Source organism: Neisseria sp. HMSC064D07 (genome assembly GCF_001837185.1).
GTDB lineage: Bacteria > Pseudomonadota > Gammaproteobacteria > Burkholderiales > Neisseriaceae > Neisseria > Neisseria flavescens_C.
The window spans coordinates 16344-36641 of the sequence record NZ_KV831680.1 but is presented as its reverse complement, the minus strand read 5'-3'; the positions used below and the strand labels follow the sequence as shown (position 1 = coordinate 36641).

At 45.7% G+C, this 20298-nt stretch carries 25 protein-coding genes and 2 tRNA genes; 22 read left to right on the top strand and 5 right to left on the bottom strand.

Going from position 1 to position 20298, the window contains the following annotated elements; genetic code table 11:
• Positions 1-53: 53 nt before the first annotated feature.
• A complete protein-coding gene (locus HMPREF2608_RS05940) occupies positions 54-458 on the bottom strand; it encodes a MarR family winged helix-turn-helix transcriptional regulator (protein WP_070826330.1) in 405 nt (134 codons plus the stop codon).
• Positions 459-643: 185 nt separating this feature from the next.
• Here HMPREF2608_RS05940 and HMPREF2608_RS05935 point away from each other — a divergent pair, with 185 nt between their 5' ends.
• The 5 genes from HMPREF2608_RS05935 (at position 644) to HMPREF2608_RS05915 (ending at position 3596) form a co-directional block, all read left to right on the top strand.
• A complete protein-coding gene (locus HMPREF2608_RS05935; protein ID WP_070826309.1) occupies positions 644-1099 on the top strand; it encodes a hypothetical protein in 456 nt (151 codons plus the stop codon).
• Between the two features lie 23 nt (positions 1100-1122).
• Complete coding sequence (locus HMPREF2608_RS05930; RefSeq protein ID WP_070826308.1) at positions 1123-1560, top strand: cytochrome b; 438 nt, start codon at positions 1123-1125, stop codon at positions 1558-1560.
• Positions 1561-1731: 171 nt separating this feature from the next.
• Complete coding sequence (locus tag HMPREF2608_RS05925; protein WP_283122294.1) at positions 1732-2076, top strand: antibiotic biosynthesis monooxygenase family protein; 345 nt, start codon at positions 1732-1734, stop codon at positions 2074-2076.
• Positions 2077-2365: 289 nt separating this feature from the next.
• Complete coding sequence (locus HMPREF2608_RS05920; RefSeq protein ID WP_004518907.1) at positions 2366-2944, top strand: TMEM165/GDT1 family protein; 579 nt, start codon at positions 2366-2368, stop codon at positions 2942-2944.
• Position 2945: 1 nt separating this feature from the next.
• The gene (locus HMPREF2608_RS05915; RefSeq protein WP_070606104.1) at positions 2946-3596 is read left to right on the top strand and encodes a TIGR01621 family pseudouridine synthase; all 651 of its coding nucleotides are present in this window, start codon (positions 2946-2948) and stop codon (positions 3594-3596) included.
• Between the two features lie 76 nt (positions 3597-3672).
• Here HMPREF2608_RS05915 and HMPREF2608_RS05910 read toward each other — a convergent pair whose 3' ends face one another.
• Entirely contained in the window at positions 3673-4599 is a 927-nt protein-coding gene (locus HMPREF2608_RS05910) for a LysR family transcriptional regulator (RefSeq protein ID WP_003748251.1), read from the bottom strand.
• A gap of 175 nt (positions 4600-4774) precedes the next feature.
• On the opposite strand from HMPREF2608_RS05910, the gene HMPREF2608_RS05905 reads away from it, so the two are divergent.
• From HMPREF2608_RS05905 to HMPREF2608_RS05880, 6 genes are all read left to right on the top strand, one after another.
• The gene (locus HMPREF2608_RS05905) at positions 4775-5524 is read left to right on the top strand and encodes a Nif3-like dinuclear metal center hexameric protein (RefSeq protein ID WP_070606100.1); all 750 of its coding nucleotides are present in this window, start codon (positions 4775-4777) and stop codon (positions 5522-5524) included.
• Positions 5525-5647: 123 nt separating this feature from the next.
• A complete protein-coding gene (gene petA, locus HMPREF2608_RS05900; RefSeq protein ID WP_070606098.1) occupies positions 5648-6229 on the top strand; it encodes a ubiquinol-cytochrome c reductase iron-sulfur subunit in 582 nt (193 codons plus the stop codon).
• A gap of 18 nt (positions 6230-6247) precedes the next feature.
• A complete protein-coding gene (locus HMPREF2608_RS05895; RefSeq protein ID WP_168163289.1) occupies positions 6248-7771 on the top strand; it encodes a cytochrome b in 1524 nt (507 codons plus the stop codon).
• 14 nt (positions 7772-7785) lie between these two features.
• Positions 7786-8574 (top strand): cytochrome c1, encoded by a 789-nt coding sequence (locus HMPREF2608_RS05890; protein ID WP_003748257.1) that lies wholly within the window; start codon positions 7786-7788, stop codon positions 8572-8574.
• 214 nt (positions 8575-8788) lie between these two features.
• Positions 8789-9394: a glutathione S-transferase N-terminal domain-containing protein gene (locus HMPREF2608_RS05885; protein ID WP_039861850.1), complete on the top strand. Its 606-nt coding sequence runs from the start codon at positions 8789-8791 to the stop codon at positions 9392-9394.
• Between the two features lie 11 nt (positions 9395-9405).
• Positions 9406-9810 carry a ClpXP protease specificity-enhancing factor gene (locus tag HMPREF2608_RS05880; protein ID WP_070826306.1) on the top strand — a complete coding sequence of 135 codons (405 nt, stop codon included), beginning with the start codon at positions 9406-9408 and terminating at the stop codon, positions 9808-9810.
• 139 nt (positions 9811-9949) lie between these two features.
• Here HMPREF2608_RS05880 and HMPREF2608_RS05875 read toward each other — a convergent pair.
• From HMPREF2608_RS05875 to HMPREF2608_RS05865, 3 genes are all read right to left on the bottom strand, one after another.
• Positions 9950-10025, bottom strand: a tRNA-Ala gene (locus tag HMPREF2608_RS05875).
• A 6-nt stretch (positions 10026-10031) separates the two neighbouring features.
• Positions 10032-10108 (bottom strand) — tRNA-Met (locus HMPREF2608_RS05870).
• Between the two features lie 106 nt (positions 10109-10214).
• Positions 10215-11366 (bottom strand): class I SAM-dependent methyltransferase, encoded by a 1152-nt coding sequence (locus HMPREF2608_RS05865; RefSeq protein ID WP_070826305.1) that lies wholly within the window; start codon positions 11364-11366, stop codon positions 10215-10217.
• Between the two features lie 402 nt (positions 11367-11768).
• Between HMPREF2608_RS05865 and mraZ the strand changes: the two genes are divergently transcribed.
• The 11 genes from mraZ (at position 11769) to HMPREF2608_RS05815 (ending at position 20275) form a co-directional block, all read left to right on the top strand.
• Entirely contained in the window at positions 11769-12224 is a 456-nt protein-coding gene (gene mraZ / locus HMPREF2608_RS05860; RefSeq protein WP_039861849.1) for a division/cell wall cluster transcriptional repressor MraZ, read from the top strand.
• Positions 12221-13183, top strand: a complete 963-nt coding sequence (rsmH, locus tag HMPREF2608_RS05855) for a 16S rRNA (cytosine(1402)-N(4))-methyltransferase RsmH (protein WP_004518896.1) — start codon at positions 12221-12223, stop codon at positions 13181-13183. Before mraZ ends, rsmH begins: the two co-directional genes overlap by 4 nt.
• Before the next feature lie 62 nt (positions 13184-13245).
• Positions 13246-13509 carry a cell division protein FtsL gene (ftsL, locus tag HMPREF2608_RS05850; protein ID WP_003681879.1) on the top strand — a complete coding sequence of 88 codons (264 nt, stop codon included), beginning with the start codon at positions 13246-13248 and terminating at the stop codon, positions 13507-13509.
• Positions 13510-13583: 74 nt separating this feature from the next.
• Complete coding sequence (locus tag HMPREF2608_RS05845) at positions 13584-15332, top strand: peptidoglycan D,D-transpeptidase PBP2 (RefSeq protein ID WP_070826304.1); 1749 nt, start codon at positions 13584-13586, stop codon at positions 15330-15332.
• Between the two features lie 26 nt (positions 15333-15358).
• Complete coding sequence (locus HMPREF2608_RS05840; RefSeq protein ID WP_070826303.1) at positions 15359-16837, top strand: UDP-N-acetylmuramoyl-L-alanyl-D-glutamate--2,6-diaminopimelate ligase; 1479 nt, start codon at positions 15359-15361, stop codon at positions 16835-16837.
• Between the two features lie 181 nt (positions 16838-17018).
• On the top strand, positions 17019-17540 hold the full coding sequence (locus HMPREF2608_RS05835; protein ID WP_070826302.1) for a M23 family metallopeptidase: 522 nt from the start codon (positions 17019-17021) through the stop codon (positions 17538-17540).
• 111 nt (positions 17541-17651) lie between these two features.
• Entirely contained in the window at positions 17652-17891 is a 240-nt protein-coding gene (locus HMPREF2608_RS11465; protein ID WP_168167207.1) for a hypothetical protein, read from the top strand.
• Positions 17837-18211 (top strand): hypothetical protein, encoded by a 375-nt coding sequence (locus HMPREF2608_RS05830; RefSeq protein WP_070826301.1) that lies wholly within the window; start codon positions 17837-17839, stop codon positions 18209-18211. Before HMPREF2608_RS11465 ends, HMPREF2608_RS05830 begins: the two co-directional genes overlap by 55 nt.
• A 364-nt stretch (positions 18212-18575) precedes the next feature.
• On the top strand, positions 18576-19043 hold the full coding sequence (locus HMPREF2608_RS05825) for a hypothetical protein (protein WP_128581694.1): 468 nt from the start codon (positions 18576-18578) through the stop codon (positions 19041-19043).
• A gap of 127 nt (positions 19044-19170) precedes the next feature.
• Positions 19171-19668, top strand: a complete 498-nt coding sequence (locus HMPREF2608_RS05820; protein ID WP_141761466.1) for an FG-GAP repeat protein — start codon at positions 19171-19173, stop codon at positions 19666-19668.
• 1 nt (position 19669) lies between these two features.
• Positions 19670-20275: a hypothetical protein gene (locus tag HMPREF2608_RS05815; RefSeq protein ID WP_141761465.1), complete on the top strand. Its 606-nt coding sequence runs from the start codon at positions 19670-19672 to the stop codon at positions 20273-20275.
• Positions 20276-20298 lie beyond the last annotated feature (23 nt).

Here is a 20298-nt window from a genome sequence, read left to right as displayed (position 1 = left end):
AGGCCGTCTGAAACCTGTTTACATTGGGTTTCAGACGGCCTTTTTTATATTTTTCAGACTTTTATCATCTTTTGTTGTTTCAATATAATCTTCTGTGCCATTTCCAAAAACAGCTTCTGCTCGTCTGCCGATAAATCCGCCAAGGATTCTTGGTTGATGGCTTTGGCAATTTCGGTGGATTTTAATTGTAAATCACGCGCGTGTTCCGTCAGCATAATCAAACGGCTGCGTGCATCTTCAGGATTCGGCTCCCGTGTAATCAATCCATCTCGCTCCATCCGTGCCAGAGTGTTGGCAATCGTTGCCTGTTTTAAATCGGCGCGTTCTACCAATTCCTGTTGGCTCAAGCCGTCTTTATTCCATAGCTCGATCAAAATTGGAAATTGTGCAGGCGCAATCCCCAGTGGTTTTAAGCCTTCGCTCAATAAAATGGCAAATTGGCGGGCAATATGGTTCATCAAATAGCCGGCTGATTGGTTTTTGAATGAGTCGTTCACTTTATTTCCTTTTAAAACAAAATCCTATGAATTATAACACAAATATAGCTTGCTATATTAATCAATAGCAAGCTATACTTATCTCAACTTAATAGCTTGCTATATAAATTTCAGACGGCCTATCTTAAACATTCAAAGGAAATATTATGAACCGCGATACTTTACGCAAAATCCATGCCGCGGCAGGAGCAGGTGCATGTTTATTCATCGCCTCATTTTGGAGCAGCACCGTATTAAGTGAACTCTTCGGCTCGCACGAAACTGTCGCCGCCGTGAAGCAAACCATTGTTTATGCGCTGTTCGGGTTGATTGCCTGCATGGCAACCGCAGGCGCAACAGGCATGAAAATGGGCGGCAAAAGCAAACACGCCGCGATTGCCGCGAAACGCCGACGCATGCCGTTTATCGCTGCCAACGGAATGCTGATTTTGCTGCCTTGTGCCTTTTTCTTGAATAACCACGCTTCTGCCGGACAGTTTGACAGCGTGTTTTATATCGTTCAAATCGTAGAACTGATTGCCGGTATAGCTAATCTGACGCTGTTGGGACTGAGCATGAAAGACGGATTTTCTATCCGTAAACCCAAATTGAAATCCATTTAATTGTTAATTTAAGAGAAAACATCATGAAACCTGATATTCCGCAACGTTACGGCACTACAACCCGCTTTCTGCATTGGACTATGGCGGCCTGCTATCTGTTTATGTTTGCAACCGCCATTGCTTGGAATATGGATGAAAGTCTGAAGTTTTTGACTAATCCTCATAAGGTGGTTGGCTTTCTTCTGCTGATATTGTCTGCTTGGCGTGTGATGCGGGCAATCCGCCAGTCCAGCAATCGACCGGTTGGCAGTATGGCTGCCAAACTTGGACATTGGGCAATGTATCTCCTGATGCTTGCCGTTCCAGTCACAGGTGTTATGAGACAAATTACTCAGGAAGGGCAGATTCACGGAGCACTGGCATTTTCGTTGTTGTTCTTGTCTTTGGGACATATCGGCATGGTCGTTTACCACTACATCAAAGGCGAATCCGTAATGCCCCGAATGTTCGGAAGAGATTAAATATCTCACATCAATTCAAACCTATAAGGATCTATCCATATGAATATCCGTAAAAAAACAGCTATGATTGCCGCTGCTGCCACTGCCTTTGTCGCTGTCGCTGTCGGTTGTACTGCAAATGCCAAACAGTAGCAGGAAAAATGTGAGGCCTTTCAAAACAGTGTCGTCCTCATTAATACTTTTGAAGTGCCACAGGGTAAAGAAGCCGAAGCTTTGGCTTCTTGGCAAAAAGCGCGTGATTTTTTGAAAACCCAGCCGGGCTATATAGCTACGCGCCTGCACCAAAATATAGATCCAAACGGTAAATATCATTTGGTCAATGTAGCCCGTTGGCGCAATATGGAAGATTTTAAAGCCGCTACTGCCAAGATGCGTCAGGCCCTGCCGGATAATATGCCTGAAGGGGTTACAGCTAGCCCGGGTTTGTTTAAAGTGATTGAAAACGATATGCTGCATGGTTTTGGCAGATATAATGGCAAAGGATTCGGCCGTAAATTTGAAGTATGCGGCAAGTAATCGCAGGCCGTCTGAAACCTACTTGAATCAGGTTTCAGGCGGACTTTTGTTTTTCTTTCTGTTGCTTCAAGCCATGGTTTGCCTTACAATTCGCGCTTCACTCTTACGGGAGTAGCCATTCGGCGCAATGCCGAAACCGTTGTCAACATAATCGGCTTGTGCGGCCGTGGCAGCGGTATCTTCTCTGCTTTATCGGAAGACAGGCAAGACGTAAGCGTTGTCCATACCCTTGCGGGCGGTATGCACAGCGCTTTTTGTTTGCCCGCTTTTCGGTTGAGTATCTTAAATCATGGAAGCTTTTTTCTCCTCGACGCTGGGCGTGGCTATTGCCGAAATCGGCGATAAAACGCAATTGCTCGCGCTCTTTTTGGCAGCACGTTTTGCCCACAAAAACGCGATTGTTGCCGGTATCTTTATTGCAACCCTGTTGAACCATCTTGTTTCGGCCGCACTCGGTGTCTGGCTGGCATCCGCTATTTCGCCCGAAGTCATGAAATGGGTGGTCGGAGGCAGTTTTATTGCAGTCGGATTATGGCTGCTGTTGCCGGATAAAGACGAAGACCCTGATGGCAAATGGCTGAAATACGGCGCATTTACGGCGACGGTCGTCCTGTTTTTCTTGGCGGAAATCGGCGATAAAACGCAGATTGCGACAGTTCTTTTGGCGGCAAAATACCAATCTATCCTGCTGGTCGTGGTCGGCAGTATTGCCGGTTTGATGATTGCTTCTGTGCCTGCCGTGTATTTGGGCGAAATGCTGATGCGCAAGATTCCGGCCAAAGCAGTGCGCATTGCTGCGTGTATCTTATTCTGCTTACTGGGTATTTTGACCCTGCTTGGCGACGGTATTGTGTTGAAGGCCGTCTGAAATGTGGGACATTGTTTTTGAACACGAAGACTTTGTGGTCATCAATAAGCCTTGCGGTGTATCGGTGCACAGCGAATCGGAAGGGGATGTTTGCCTGACCGCTTCGCTGGCGCAGCAGCTCGGCGTTGAACGCGTGTGGCTGGTTCACCGTTTGGACAAAGCCACCAGCGGCCTGTTGCTGTTTGCGTTAAATCACGACAGCGCGGCCGCTTTGTCGGCGCAGTTTGTCGAGAAAACCATGCGTAAAACTTATTTGGCACTCGGTACGCACAAGCCGGCGAAAAAGCAGGGCTGGGTGAAAGGCGGTATGGCGCGTTCGCGGCGCGGTACATGGAAGCTGACGCGTGATGAGGATAATTTTGCCGTTACCCGTTTCAGCAGCCAAAGCCTGAAGCCCGGTTTGCGCCTGTTTGTGTTGCAACCGTTTACCGGCAAAACCCATCAGCTGCGCGTGGCCATGAAAAGCATAGGCAGCCCGATTTTGGGCGATATGCTGTATGGCGGCGATGAGGCGGGACATCTGTTTCTGCACGCTTGGCGTTTGGTTTTTGACTATCGCGGCGAGCATTTCGATATTCGGGTTACGCCTGATAAAACATGGCCGTCTGAAATCAATTTGTCGGCGTGTTTGGGCTCGGATGAGTCCGAATAGAAACAGTGAAATTTTTGTATGTATTAAAAAAAGGCCGTCTGAAAATTGTTCAGACGGCCTTTTGATTGTTTCAAGTTTACATTTCCAATTCGCTCAAACCCGGCAAGTCGGCAAAACAGCGGTCATGCGTGATTTGGCAGAAGTTGTCCAGATAGCCTTTGTTGGCATCTTCCGTACGAATGGCGGCATAAAGTTTGCTTTGCAGGCCGTCTGAAGTGATTTTGCGGTGGACGACGTAGCCTTTTTCCAAATACGGCATGACCGTCCAATAGGGCAGGGCGGCGATGCCGCGTTTGCTGGCAACCAATTGAATGATGGCAATGGTCAGCTCGCTGTGGCGGCGCGGCGGATTAATGCCTTTGGGCAGCAGCACTTTTTTGGGCAAATCCAGCATTTCGTCGGGGACGGGATAAGTAATCAGGGTTTCGTCGATAAAGTCTTCCGCTTCCCAAACGTCTTTGTCGGCAAGCGGGTGGTCTTCTGCGCAGATGCCGACCATTTCATAGGCAAACAGAGGACGGTAGCTGATACCGTTGAGCGGCTCGGCTTCGGAAACGATGGCAAGGTCGGCGCGGTGTTGCAGCAGCAGTCCGACCGGATCAGCTTGGAAACCGGAAACGATATCCAATTCAACTTGTGGCCATAACGGGCGGAACTCGCCCATGGCAGGCATCAGCCAGTCAAAGCAGGTGTGGCATTCTACGGCAAGCCTGAGTTCGCCGGCTTCGCCTTCGATAATCCGCACCAAATCACGTTCGGCGGCGGCAACTTGCGGCAACAGCTCGCGCGCCAGTTGCAATAGGCGCATACCGGCCGGAGTGAAGCGCAAAGGTGTAGATTTGCGTTCAAACAACGGCGTTTCGTAATAATTTTCCAAGGCGCGGATTTGGTGTGACAGGGCGGATTGGGTCAGGAAAACCCGTTTGGCGGCAAGGGAAACGCTGCCGGTTTCTTCTAAAGCCAGCAAGGTTTTGAGATGACGCAATTCGATAATAGAGTCCATGTGTTTTCAGACGGCCTGTGGGTAAGGTGGTGTATATTAAAATAATTCATGATGATGTGCAAATGATTAATGTTGGGAATGATTGCTGAAATCGGAATGTAAGAATTTGAGGCATAAACAGATTTTGCGGTTAGAATGCGAAGCTGTTTTTGAAGATAGATATAAGGAGCGGAATATGGCTTTACGCCGCGAAATTCTGGCTTGGTGCGATGAGACATTGCAGGTCGGGTTGTTTAAGGACTATGCGCCCAACGGTTTGCAGGTTGAAGGCAAAGAAGAAATTGCCAAAATCACCACTTCGGTTACCGCCAGCAAAGCTGCAATCGATTTTGCCGTAGGGCAGGGGGCGGATATGCTTTTGGTCCACCACGGCATGTTTTGGAAAAGCGAGCCTGTCACGATTACCGGTTGGAAGAAAGCACGCATTGAAACCTTGCTGCAACACCAAATCAATATGGCGGGCTACCACCTGCCACTGGATGCGCACCCGCAACTGGGCAATAACGCACAGTTGGCCGAGAAACTCGATTGGGTGCTCGAAAAACAATTCGGCGAGCAAAATCTGTTGAATACAGGCCGTCTGAAAACCACGCAAACGCTGGCGCAGTTGTCTGAACGCATCGAGGCGGTATTCGGCCGCAAGCCGACCGTTATCGGCGATCTTGAACGTGAAATCAAACGCATTGCCTGGTGTAGCGGCGGTGCGCAGGGATTTTTTCAGACGGCCGTAGACGAAGGTGTCGATGCGTATCTGACCGGTGAGATTTCCGAAGCGCAATATCACCTTGCCAATGAAACGGGTGTGGCGTTTATCAGCGCAGGCCACCACGCGACAGAACGTTACGGCGTCCGCGCCTTAGGCGATGCCGTGGCAGAAAAATTCGGTATCGAAGTGGTTCACTTTGATGAAAACAATCCTGCTTGAGTATTGAGCAATATCATAAAAACTTTACCTTATTTTAAATAATGCTTTGAGTATTACAACAAACTAGGTAGAATTACGCTGTTTAATGGCTCGGTATTCCCAAAATTTTAGGACGACTGAATAATGGATAATCAAGAAATCAACAACGGTCGCCGCCGTTTCCTGACACTGGCTACTTGCGGTGCAGGCGGTGTGGCGGCTCTGGGCGTAGCTACGCCTTTCGTGGCCAGCTTCTTCCCATCGGAGAAAGCTAAGGCTGCCGGTGCTGCTGTCGAAGTAGATGTCAGCAAAATCGAAGCAGGCCAAATGCTGACTGCCGAATGGCAGGGTAAACCGATTTGGCTGGTCAACCGCACAGATCAACAGCTCAAAGACTTGAAAAGTTTGGATGGCGCAGTTGTCGATCCTAATTCCGAAGTGGATCAGCAACCGGAATACGCTAAAAACGAGCACCGTTCGATCAAGCCGAACCTCCTCGTCGCTATCGGTATCTGTACTCACCTGGGTTGCTCTCCGACTTACCGTCCCGACATTGCTCCCGCCGACTTGGGCGCAGACTGGAAAGGCGGTTTCTTCTGCCCTTGCCACGGTTCGAAATTTGACATTGCAGGCCGAGTATACAAAGGTGTTCCTGCACCGACCAACTTGGTTGTACCGCCTTACAAATATCTGAGCGATACAACTGTTTTGGTGGGCGAAGACTAAAAATAAGGAACGATAATTATGGCAAACCAAACCAATAGCAAAGCAAAAGCATTGTTAGGCTGGATGGACGCTCGCTTCCCTCTGTCTAAAATGTGGAATGAGCATTTGGCTCAATACTATGCGCCGAAGAACTTCAACTTCTGGTATTACTTCGGCTCTTTGGCCCTGCTTGTCCTTGTGATTCAAATCGTCAGCGGTATTTTCCTGACCATGAACTACAAACCGGACGGCAACCTTAACGCCTACCATCTGCCTGCTGCCTTTACCGCAGTAGAGTACATCATGCGCGACGTTTCCGGCGGCTGGATTATCCGCTACATGCACTCCACCGGCGCATCTTTCTTCTTCATCGTCGTTTATCTGCACATGTTCCGCGGCCTGATTTACGGTTCGTACAAAAAACCTCGTGAATTGGTGTGGATTTTCGGTTCCCTGATTTTCTTGGCATTGATGGCAGAAGCCTTTATGGGTTACCTGTTGCCTTGGGGTCAAATGTCCTTCTGGGGTGCGCAGGTAATTATTAACCTGTTCTCCGCCATCCCTGTTATCGGTCCTGATTTGTCCACTTGGATTCGTGGTGACTTCAACGTTTCCGACGTTACTCTGAACCGCTTCTTCGCCCTGCACGTTATCGCTGTACCTTTGGTATTGCTCGGCTTGGTTGTGGCTCACATCATCGCCCTGCACGAAGTGGGTTCTAACAACCCTGACGGCGTTGAAATCAAGAAAAACAAAGACGAAAACGGTATCCCACGCGATGGTATCCCATTCCATCCTTACTACACCGTTAAAGACATCTTGGGCGTCGTTGTATTCCTGATTGTCTTCTGTTCTGTGTTGTTCTTTGCACCTGAAGGCGGCGGCTACTTCCTCGAGGCGCCAAACTTCGATGCAGCGAATGCGCTGAAAACACCTCCGCACATTGCGCCGGTATGGTACTTCACTCCATTCTACGCAATTCTGCGTGCGATTCCTTCGATGGCAGGTACTCAGGTATGGGGTGTAATCGGCATGGGTGCAGCAGTTGTATTGATTGCCTTGTTGCCTTGGCTGGATAAGTCACCTGTAAAATCTGTTCGTTACCGCAACAACTCTTTCAAAGTAATGTTGGCGTTGTTTGTTGTATCTTTTATCGGCTTAGGCATTCTGGGTGCATTGGTAGCAGATGATACTCGTACAGCTTTTGCTCGCGCATTCAGTGCATTCTATTTCTTGTTCTTCATCGGTATGCCTTTGCATACAAACCCTAAATGGTTGGCTGAAAAAGCTGGTGGTATTAAATATTTAATTAGCCTGTTTGTTTATGCAGCTTTAATTATTTATAACCTGTATTTAGTTGCAGTCTTGCCAAATTACATCGTTAAGGCGTTTGTTCTGGCTTACACTGTTTTCTTTGCAGCTATTCCATTCCTAAATGCGTTTAATAGCGAAAAAGCTACGCCTGAACGCGTAACCATGAGCACTACTAAACAAAAAATTATGTTCTTTGTTTATGTCGGTATTACCGTTGTTGGTGCTTACTTGTTTGCAACCAATATCTGATGAGGGCAGCGAAAATGAAACAAACTCTGAAAAACTGGTTTGCTGCCTTATTGCTGGCAGTGCCTATGAGTGCAGCCGTCGCCAGCGGCGGCCATGCAAACTATGAAAAAGTCGATATCGACCTGCGTGACCAAGTCAGCCTGCAGCACGGTGCGCAAATCTTTACAAACTACTGTTTGTCTTGCCACTCTGCAAGCGGTATGCGCTTCAACCGTCTGAAAGACATCGGTTTGACTGAAGATGAAATCAAGAAAAACCTGATGTTTACAACAGACAATGTTGGCGATGTCATGGTAGCGGCAATGGATCCGAAAGATGCTTCCAAATGGTTGGGTGCGCCTCCACCGGATTTGACCCTGATCGCCCGTTCTAAAGGTGCAGACTACCTGTACGCTTATATGCGCGGCTTCTATAAAGACCCAACTCGTCCGACCGGTTGGAACAATACCGTTTTGGCCGGCGCGAGTATGCCTCACCCATTGTGGGAGCAACAAGGTGTTCAAGCCGTTGAGTTGGATGCCAAAGGTCAGCCCGTTATGATTAAAGACGAGCACGGCAACCTGACTCCTAAACTGTATTGGGAATCTACCGGTCTGCATAGCCGTCGTCTGCCTAACGGTAAAGTAATCCAAAAAGAGTACGATGCTTATGTGCGCGATTTGGTAAACTACCTGGTATACATGGGCGAACCTGCTCAATTGCAACGCCACCGTATCGGTTACATGGTTTTGACATTCCTGTTTGCCGTAATGTTGCCGTTGGCGTACTTCCTGAAAAAAGAATTCTGGAAAGACGTTCATTAATTCTTTTGAATCAAAAAGGCAAACCTGTTTCAGGTTTGCCTTTTTTGTTTGCTTAATCAATTTATGTCGAATAAATGCAAATCTAAAAATTACTTAATGTAAACAGTGTGTTATTTTAAATTTCTGGATTAAGTGTTTGAAATTATGTATAATTCTTTCTAAATTTTTATAAGGCTTAAGGCCGTCTGAAAAGATTGATTAGGAGTAGAAGATTATGATGACTTTGTATTCGGGTATTACTTGTCCATTCAGCCAACGCTGCCGTTTTGTGTTGTACGAAAAAGGCATGGATTTTGAAATCAAAGATGTGGACGTGTTCAATAAACCTGAAGACTTGGCTTTGATGAATCCGTATAACCAAGTACCGGTTCTGGTTGAGCGTGATTTGATTTTGCACGAATCAAACATTATCAACGAATACATTGACGAGCGTTTCCCTCATCCTCAGTTGATGCCGGGTGATCCTGTTATGCGCGGTCGCGGCCGTTTGGTGCTGTACCGCATGGAAAAAGAATTGTTCAGCTTGGTGCAAGTGTTGGAAAACCCTGAATCTACCAATAAAGAACAAGCTAAAGCGCGTGAAGCCATTGGCAATGGTTTGACATTGTTGGCACCGTCTTTTACTAAAAACAAATACATCTTGGGCGATGACTTCTCCATGATTGATGTTGCCTTGTCTCCGCTGTTGTGGCGTTTGGACTATTACGACATCAAACTGGGTAAATCTGCTGCGCCTTTGCTGAAGTACGCCGAGCGTATTTTCCAACGCGAAGCCTTTATTGAAGCATTGACGCCGGCTGAAAAAGCCATGCGTCGTTAAGGGATGGATCTATGGCAACTTCAACCAAACCGTATTTGTTGCGTGCTTTGTATGAATGGTGTTTGGACAATAACCAAACACCGCATATCGTAGCTTGGGTAAATGAACATACCCGTGTGCCGATGCAGTATGTTCGCGATAATGAAATTGTTTTAAATATCGGTCCTACCGCCAGTCATAACTTGAATATCGACAACGAATGGGTCAATTTCTCTGCGCGTTTTTCCGGCGTGGCACACGAGATTTGGATTCCGGTCGGTCATATTGTCAGTATATTTGGCCGCGAAAGTGGAGAGGGTATGGGGTTTGAGGTAGAACCATATCAGCCTGCTTCTGTTGAAGCTGCGGAGGCCAAAGATAAAAAAGCTGAATCTGCGGAAGAAAAGCCGAAAAAAGTATTGAAGCTTGTGAAGTAATTAAAGACAAAAGGCCGTCTGAAATGTTTCAGACGGCCTTTATTAATTAGGTGTTGAAATGGCAAAATTAATGAGCAATCAGTTATTAATTAAGCCAAACAAAAAAGCTCTTGCGTTTAACAAGAGCTTTTTTGTTTAGTGGTGGAGGTAAGCGGGATCGAACCGCTGACCTCTTGCATGCCATGCAAGCGCTCTACCAACTGAGCTATACCCCCGAAATTTGGTGGCGAATCAGGGATTCGAACCCCGGACACAAGGATTATGATTCCTCTGCTCTAACCGACTGAGCTAATTCGCCGTTTCGTGAAGTCGCTATTATAGTTTTTTTTGAATATTTGGCAAGCACTAATTTTGGTTTTTTTTATTTCTTATTGTTTTTAAAAAATAAAAAGTAGGTTGTCAGGCTATAGCTTATGGCAAATATCGCCGTGGCTAAAGCCTGCCCAGTCGATATCGATGTTTTTGCCAAAAGCGATCACTTTAAAAAGTTCGCCCATTTCGTGCTGATGGATCAGTTTCTGTACTGCGGCGGCTGCTTGGATGTATTCAACTGAATCTGGGCTGCCGATTTGTGTCAGTAGATCAGTGATGCCGAGATTAAGCAGGAAATAAGATTGGGGCAGATAGCCGATTAAATCCAAACCTGACTCTGTACCGGCGCGTGCAATATCGGTGAAATTGACGTGCGCAGTCAAATCGGTCAGACCGATATTGAAAAAAGGGTCATGGATAGTGTGGTGACGATAGTGGCCGATGAATGTGCCTTCCTTGCGTTGCGGATGGTAATACTGAGCGGCATCGAAGCCGTAATCGATAAATATCATGCCGCCGCGCTGCAATTTGGCGGCCAGGGTTTGGATAAAGGCATATTGTGCTGGATGCAGCTCGCTTGTGTATGAAGGGAGAGGAGGGAAGTACAAGGTGGCTGTTTGTGTAAGTTCGGCTTGGGCCAATGGTCTGATGGCTTCGATTAGCTCGTCATTCTCTAGGCTGACGCCGATTTGTTGAAATCCTTCATCTTGATAAATCAAGCGTTCAACCGGCATGGCATCCAATACTTCGTTGCCGATGATGATGCCGTCAAAGTATTTGGGTAATGCGGTGAGGTGGATGACTTTGGCGGCTGCTTCAGGGGAAGTATGTTCAAGAATATATTGGCGTTGTCTCTCTGCAAGCTCTGCCGATAGCTCGATAATATAGTAATGATTCAGGCCGTCTGAAAAGTTTTGCAAGAGTGTGGTAGCGAGATGACCTGTACCTGCACCAAATTCATAGATATTGCCTGCTGTTTGCGGCAGTAATTCGTCAAGTTGTTTGGCAAGGGTTTGTCCGAATAAGGGAGAAAGGGTAGGGGCAGTGATGAAGTCGCCGTCCATGCCAATTTTATGGCTGCCTCCGCTGTAATAACCGTATTGAGGTGTGTAAAGGGTAAGCTCCATAAAACGGGAGAAGGGTATCCAGTTTTGATATTGTTCAATTTCGTTTTTTATGAGCTTCGTCAGGTGTGCTGAAGAGGCTTGTGCATCAGTGGAAGGAAGGGGGAGTTGTGGCTTCATGACTGTTAGATAATGTAAAAAATTTGAATTTGTTTGTATATTATAGCCCCTTGTGAGAGGGGTGGTAATCTGGTGTAAAAATACTATATGTAGTATTTTAAAAACATAAACAATACTAGATATGGTGTTTTATGCCATATAAAATGGCTAGCATATTAATTTGTCATGCATTTTTGTATATATAAGCTATTGAATTTTAAGTGTTTAGTGTTTCATTTCAGATAAAGGGTTGATTTGACCTGATTGCCAAAATTTCTTATAGTGTCGGTTGGTGGGGCATAGTGGGTGAAAGTGGTTACTTTTTCCTAAAAAGTGTTCCGTAGAAGTGAAGACGAAATATTTTAGGAAGGTGGGATTTTTAATCCCACTCTAGTTTTATTTTAATCGAATTTGGGGTGTAATGTGTTTGGCGGTGCTCATGAATTGAGTATGGACAGTAAAGGGCGGTTGGCTATTCCTGCCAAATTCCGCGATATTTTGCTGCGCCGTTATACGCCTGCAATTGTGGTCACTCTGGATTCCCGAAAAAAATTATTGATGTACCCCGAGCCCGTTTGGGAAGAAAAAGCCGAGCAGATTTTGAAGTTGAAAGTGGCCGGCAATGAAGCTTTGCAACGGTATCAGAATTTGCTGCTGCACAATGCGGAGATTTTGGAGTGGGATAGCGCCGGACGCGTTTTGATTCCGGCCAATCTGCGCAAACGCGTAGATTTTGAAAAAGAAGTTACTTTGGTTGGCCGTGCAAACCGTATGGAGTTGTGGGGCCGCGAACATTGGGAAGAGGAAATGAATCAGGCTTTGGATATCGATCCTGATGAATTGGCTTTCCAATTGAGTCAAACGGATTTGCAATTGTGAGTAAAGTTGAAAATTATCAGCATGTTACTGTCTTGTTGCATGAGGCGGTGGATGCGTTGGCAATCCGTGAAGATGGGATTTATGTGGACGGTACGTTCGGCAGGGGAGGGCATTCCCGGCTGATTTTGTCGCGTTTGGGCAAGCAGGGTCGTTTGGTTGTTTTTGACAAAGACCCTGAGGCGATTGCGGTAGCCAATGAGCTGGCGGTGCAAGATAAACGTGTCAGTGTCGTACACAATGGTTTTGAAACATTTCAGACGGCCTTGGATGAATTGGGCATCGATAAGATTGACGGTGCGCTTTTTGATTTGGGGATTTCGTCGCCGCAAATTGACGATGGCAGCCGCGGATTCAGTTTCCGCTTTGATGCGCCGTTGGATATGCGGATGGATCCGACTCGCGGGATGTCTGCGGCAGAATGGATTGCAACCGCATCCGAACAGGATTTACACGAGGTAATTAAGAATTATGGTGAAGAGCGGTTTAGTCGCCAGATTGCGCGCGCCATTGTTGCGCAACGCGAGGAGAGTCCCATCGATACAACCCGCAAGCTGGCGCAGCTTGTGGCGCAAAACGTCCGTACTCGTGAGCGCGGACAAGACCCTGCTACGCGCACCTTCCAAGCAGTTCGCATCTTTATTAACCGCGAGCTCGAAGAGGTAGAGGCAGTTTTGCCGCAGGTTGCAGGCCGTCTGAAAGAGGGTGGACGCTTGGCCGTCATTGCGTTCCATTCGCTGGAAGACAGAATTGTGAAGCAGTTTATTAAAAAATATTCGCAACATGCGCCTTTGCCCCGTTGGGCGGTGGTCAAGGAAGCGGATTTGCCTCAACCGCCTTTGAAGGCTGTGGGCAAAGCAATCAAACCGGGTTCGACAGAGACTGAAACCAATCCGCGTGCGCGCAGTGCAGTTTTGCGTGTGGCGGAGCGCAGCAGCGGCGAATTTTCGGTTGTTGACTAGGGAAAGCGTTTCGGCATTGTCGCAAGGGATGTTTCTGTTGACAGGCCGTCTGAAAGTTTGAAATGGGTAAGTTGAATATTTTATTACTGGTTTTGGTGACGGTTTCTGCCTTTGCCGTAGTGTTTAAGCAAAACCAGTCGCGCTTGCACTTTATCGAGTTGGATAAGGCGCAAAAGCGGGAAATTCAGTTGGAACAGGATTACGCGCGCTTGAAACTGGAGCAAGCAAGATTGGCAAACCACAAACTGATTAAAGTGGCGGCCGAAAAGCAACATCTGCTTCCGCCGGGTGCGCATAATACGGCTATGCTGGAACGCAAAAAATAAGAATATAGCCTTGTTTTCAAGGTGTTTACGGGAATTAATAGCTCACTGAGCAGCTAAGTCATGAGAAGTCCAACATGTTAATTAAGAACGAATATAAACCTCAAATGCTGTCTGGAACCACAAAAACAAAAAAACCGCTGACAAGTAACGGACGTATTGGTTTGGTGCTGGGTGCTGTTGCGCTGGCATTTACCGGTCTGTTGGTGCGCGGGGTTTATCTGCAAACCAGTCAGCATGAATTTTTGAAAAATCAGGGCGACCAACGTTTTGTGCGTACGCTTCCGCTGCCGGCATCACGCGGTATGATTACCGACCGCAATGGTGCTACATTGGCTTTGAGTGCGCCTACAGAATCATTGTATGCCATGCCTTCCGGTATGGAAGAAATGCCGACTGCAGAACAATTAGAAAAGCTGTCGGCCATTGCCGATGTGCCTGTTGAAGTTTTGAAAAATAAATTGTCTAAAAAAGACAAAGGCTTTATCTATCTGAAACGTCAACTTAGCTACGAGAAAGCAGAAGAAATCAAGGCATTGGGTATTAAAGGCATTGCATTCCAAAAAGAATTGAAACGCCATTACCCGATGGGCAATCTGTTTGCGCACGTTATCGGTTTTACCAATATCGATGGCAAAGGTCAGGAAGGTTTGGAGCTTTCTCGTGAAGACAGCCTGCGTGGTGAAGATGGTGCGAAAGTCGTATTGCGCGACAACAAAGGCAATATCGTTGACAGCCTCGACTCTCCACGCAACAGCGTGCCTAAAAACGGCCAAGACATGATTTTGTCTTTGGATCAGCGTATTCAAACGCTGGCGTATGACGAGTTGAACAAGGCTGTGGCTTATCACAAAGCCAAAGCGGGTACAGTTGTGGTATTGGATGCACAAACTGGCGAGATTTTGGCTTTGGTCAACAGCCCGGCTTACGATCCGAATCAACCGGGTCAGGCCAATAGCGAACAACGCCGCAACCGCGCCGTAACCGACATGATTGAACCCGGTTCTGCCATGAAGCCGTTTACCATTGCCAAAGCATTGGATTCCGGCAAAGTGGATGCAACCGATACGTTCAATACCCTGCCTTACAAAATCGGTCCGGCTACCGTGCAGGATACCCACGTTTATCCTACTTTGGATGTGCGCGGCATTATGCAAAAATCTTCCAACGTCGGTACCAGTAAACTTTCTGCCATGTTTACGCCTAAAGAAATGTACGATTTCTATCACGATTTAGGTGTGGGCGTGCGCATGCATTCAGGCTTTCCTGGCGAGACTGCAGGTTTGTTGAGAAGCTGGCGCAGATGGCAAAAAATCGAACAGGCAACCATGTCTTTCGGTTATGGCCTGCAATTAAGCCTGTTGCAATTGGCGCGTGCCTATACTGTTTTGACTCATGACGGCGAATTGTTGCCGGTCAGCTTTGAAAAACAAGCGGTTGCACCTAAAGGCAAGCGCGTCATCAAAGCCTCTACTGCGAAAAAAGTGCGCGAGTTGATGGTTTCTGTTACTGAAGCTGGCGGTACCGGTACCGCAGGTGCTGTCGATGGTTTCGACGTAGGTGCGAAAACCGGTACGGCGCGTAAACTGGTCAATGGCCGCTATGTGGACAATAAACACGTCGGTACGTTCATCGGTTTTGCTCCGGCTAAAAATCCACGCGTGATTGTGGCCGTTACCATCGACGAACCGACTGCCAACGGCTATTACGGCGGCGTGGTTGCCGGTCCCGTATTCAAAGAAGTCATGAGCGGAAGCTTGAACATCTTGGGCGTTTCCCCGACCAAGCCTTTAAGTAATACTGCTACTGTCAAAGTACCGTCATAATCCAAACAATCAAAGAGATATTGTTTATGTTCAGCAAGTTAACCCCCTTGGCTGAAACCAACTTTCCGCCTCTGCTGTGTGAAAACGCAGCAGGGCGTTTGTTGCATTCAGACAGCCGACAAATTAAACAGGGTGACATTTTCGTTGCCTGTCAGGGCGAATATACAGACGGCCGCAGCTATATTCCTGCTGCCATTGCCAACGGTGCGACCTTTGTTTTTTGGGATGATGACGGCAAATTTACATGGAATCCCGAATGGAATGTTCCCAATCAAGGCATTAAAGATCTGAAACATCGCGCCGGTATGTTGGCGGCACAGGTTTACGGCAATGTTTCAGACGGCCTTAAAGTTTGGGGCGTAACCGGTACCAACGGTAAAACCTCCATCACACAATGGTTGGCGCAAGCCGCCGATCTTCTGGGCGAAAAAACCACTATTATCGGCACAGTCGGCAACGGCTTTTGGGGTGCATTGGAAGAGACCACGCATACCACGCCTGCCCCTGTCGATGTCCAAACCCTGCTCTACCGCTTCCGCCAGCAAGGCGCAACAGCCGCCGCGATGGAAGTTTCCAGCCACGGCCTTGACCAATCACGCGTCAACGGCGTGCCGTTTTGCAGTGCAATCTTCACCAATCTCACCCGCGACCACCTCGACTATCATGGTACCATGGAAGCCTACGGTGCCATCAAATCGCGCCTGTTCTACTGGCGTGGTCTGCAACACGCCATCATCAATGTCGATGACGCATACGGTGCAGAACTCGCAGGCCGTCTGAAAAAAGACTGTCCCGATTTAGCCGTTTATGGCTATGGTTTCAGCGAGCAAGCCGATATCCGCATTACCGATTTCACCGCTTCTTCAGACGGCATGGAAGCCATATTCCAAACACCATGGGGCGAAGGAAAATGCCGTACCCGTCTGCTCGGACGATTCAACGCGCAAAATCTCGCCGCCTGCGTTGCCTTGCTGTGTGCCAACGGTTATCCACTCAATAACGTTTTGGATGTATTGGCAAAAATCCATCCTGCTTCAGGCCGCATGGATTGCATCATGAACAGCGGAAAGCCCTTGGTCGTCGTCGATTACGCCCACACGCCCGACGCATTGGAAAAAGCACTCTCCACCTTGCAGGAAATCAAACCGCAGGGCGCGGCTTTGTGGTGTGTCTTCGGCTGTGGCGGCAACCGAGACCGCGGCAAACGCCCATTGATGGGTGCGGCAGCAGTTCAGGGTGCCGATAAAGTTGTCGTAACCAGCGATAACCCGCGCTTGGAAAATCCACAAGACATCATCAACGATATTTTGCCTGCCGTACCTAATCCTGAACGCGTCGAAGTTGATCGCGCCGTTGCTATCCGTTATGCGGTTGAGCAGGCTGCCGCGAACGACATCATTCTAATTGCCGGTAAAGGGCATGAAAACTATCAGGATGTACAAGGCGTGAAGCACCATTTCTCCGATTTTGAAATCGCAGAAAAAGCATTGGCAGAGCGCGGATAGACCATATCGCAAATGTTCAGACGGCCCGAAACCTTAAGGCCGTCTGAAAAAGATTTAAACATATACAATAAAAGCAATACGACACACGCATTACGGCACGTCAGCCATTAAACCCATCACAGTTGTTTGTTTCATAAGGTTTTTTTAGAAAGGCCGTCTGAACAACAAGGAGACCGATTTGATGCTGAAAATGCCGACAAAAACCTTATTAATCAGTGCAGCCGTAGTTTTATTCGCAGGCTGTACAACCAAACAACTTCCGCGTCCTACTGCCGAAATCGAGCAGTTGAGGGCGCAACAGCCTCCGGCCGAGCAAAGCCTGCCGAATCCTGTGAAAGGCAAACGTTTTGACGACACTTGGGGCGCAGCGCGCAGTCAGGGGCGCAGGCATGAAGGTGTGGATATTTTTGCTAAGAAAAACACGCCGATACGCAGTACCACGCCCGGCATCGTGACCAAAATCGGGCGCAACCGATTGGGCGGTAAAGTTATCGGTATTCAAGGGCCGGGTGCGTGGCATTACTATGCCCACCTGAATAAATTTGCCCGTATCCGCCTGTATGAACGAGTAAAAGAAGGACAGGTCATCGGCTATGTCGGTAAAACCGGCAACGCCAGAACCACACCGGCCCACCTGCATTACGGCGTGTATCTGCCGAACGGCGCGGTAAATCCGTATCCGCTGATTAATCAGAACAGATAGACCGTCTGAATTGAAGATAGTCTTTTAGATTGTCTTATATTTTGCTTGTTAATTTATTTTTTAATAAGATTTGATGAATAATCGTTAAGTTTTTGATTTTAGGAGTTAAAAATGAATGGAAGAGTATTATTAGGTTTGCTTTGTATCGTATTTTCTATAGATATTTCTGCTAAACCCAGCAATGTTCCAGCCTCTCAGAGGAATATGCAGCTTAAAGAATTATTGTTGATTTTTTCAGACACACAACAGCCTGAAGTAGGCACTGAAGCGGAACGATATAATATTAAAGGTATGAAATGGCAGTATGGCAACATAAAAAAGAGAAGAATATGTATAACTCCAGTAAGATAAAGCTAAAAATTTTAAAGGATAGTGAAATAACCATATCTGGTAGGAATGGCTATATCGATTCAATTAATTTGTCAGATTCAGAGCCAAATCAGAAATTTAAAAAAATTTTGGAAGCCAATTTAGGTAAGGATGTGGTTAAAGAGTTAGTGGGTTGTAGAAGCGAATTTATACAAACGGAAAAAGCCTATCAAATCAGTTTTAAAGACAGGGCGGTTATTTATGTGAATGCGGATGCAAATTTTGATTCTGAACCCTTTATGTCCCCGTTATATACACTTTTTCAGTTCAGTTTGACGCGTCCAAGTCATTGGAAGTGTTGATCTGAAATATTCAAAATCTAGATATATCATTTCGTTAAGAAGAATTAATTAACTAAGATGGCAATATATGTATCTGCCCAGCGGCGCGGTGAATCCGTATCCACTGATTCATCGGAGCAGATAGGCTGTCTAAATTCGATATGGGATTTTTTTAGATTGTTTTGTGCGTTTTTCTATGGTTTTGTTTTGTAATTATTTTTTGTTTTAAATGGAGTTTGGCTATGAAATTTCTTAAATTAACAGCTTTTTTTGCTTTAAATGGTTTTTTTGTCATGCATTAGCTACTGAAATTTCTACGCCAGAGCAACAAAACATACCAAAAGAATTATCAGTATTTGTTGGACATGATGATTTATGGGCTTATGTGTATCATGATTTGGATGGAGATGGGGATACAGATGCTTTGTTAATAACTAAGCCTGAAAAAATAAAATCACTAACTGCAAAGAATAATCTTGTTCTTTCTATTTTGGAAAAGAATAAGAATGGACGGCTTATAAAAGTAGCAGAAAATAATAAGATATTTTTATATTCCAAAACTCCCAAACACCTTTTTTCCAGCGAAGATTTTTTCAAATTCCAAAAAAATCAGTTTAGCATTTATCAAGAAATACATGCAGGGACTTCTCATAATAGTACCTATACTTTCCGTAAATTCAAGAATGGGCAGTGGTATTTGACAGAGATGGAAAATACACAGACCGTCAATAACCCAAATACTGGAATAGTTGATGTGGTAACAGACTTGAAAAAATATCCTAAAAGTCTTAAGAAGATTCGTTTTGATCAGTTTAATCCTGATTCATTAGTAAGCGAATTATATAGCAAATGAAAATCTAAACAGGAGTGTAGTATGACCTTAAAGAAATTTTTATTGTTAGCTGTAAGTGGAACTGCAATGTTGCAAGCTTCTTCAAAAGGCTATATTTCTTAATGATGAATCATTTAAATCCAACGGGATGGATATTAGATTTTCTTCTAATCAATGTAACGCATTCTTGGAAAAGTTATATGAATGTAAAAACACATCTATCAAAATCCTGCCAATCAAGCAAACTTTAAAATTGCATACTGCTTGGATAAATTTGGATTATGCTGTTTATAATGGAAAATTAGATGATAAATATGCAGATGATAAATATTCTATTGTTTTCTCAGATATTAACGGAGATGGTGTCAATGATTTAATTATTCAAACAGGAAAAAAAGGTGCTTACGGTGGTCCGTCATATAACATCTATTTATATCGGAAAGGAAAATTCATTTATAACCGACCGCTTTCTCAATTAACCATTGGTACAAATTCTTTATTCAGGGTAAATGGCAATATTTTAACGGTAGGTAAAACAAGTGGATGCTGTGAATATAATAAATTTACATATAAATTACATAATGATGCAGTTAAGCTAGTGAGAAAAGAGACTGAGGTATGTGAGTCATCATCAGAGAAATGTTAAGTTGAAAGGAGAAAGTTATGGTTTTGGATTGTATGTGGGTAATACATTTATTGAATTGATTCAATTTGAAAATTATATGAGAGGTAATATTATGAAGAAAATAATGGTTTTGAGCTTGATTGCTGTATGTGCGATAACTGATGTTTATGCTAAAGGAAAGATGGCTGTTATTGCTGATACGCTGCCGCAAATTAAAAAAGATATTGCAGGGAAGCTGGAGAAATGCTTGCTATCTCCCGAGCAAGGCAGTGGGAACGATTATGTCAATGTATGCTATGGCGAGGCAGCAGATGGTTTTCTTCATGTAGGAAACCGTTATGTCAACTTGAGTTTAGCTCGGGCAGATAACCAGCTGTTGAAAGAGGAAATCAGGAAAGATCAATTATTTCTCAAGCAGCAGATTCAACATTGTGATGAGTTTCAAGGAGCAAGTGTTCCTCCAGCACAAAAATTGAATTGGATTACTATATGTAAATTGCAACGTTCGCAGGCATATGCAGAATATTTTTATCGACCTTCTGATGTTGAAATTAAGAAGGATAAAAAATATTCGCAATCTTGGAATATTTTTGTAAAAGAAACAGTAAAGAGCTTAATTGGAAATTAATCTATTAATTATTATGGAGTTTT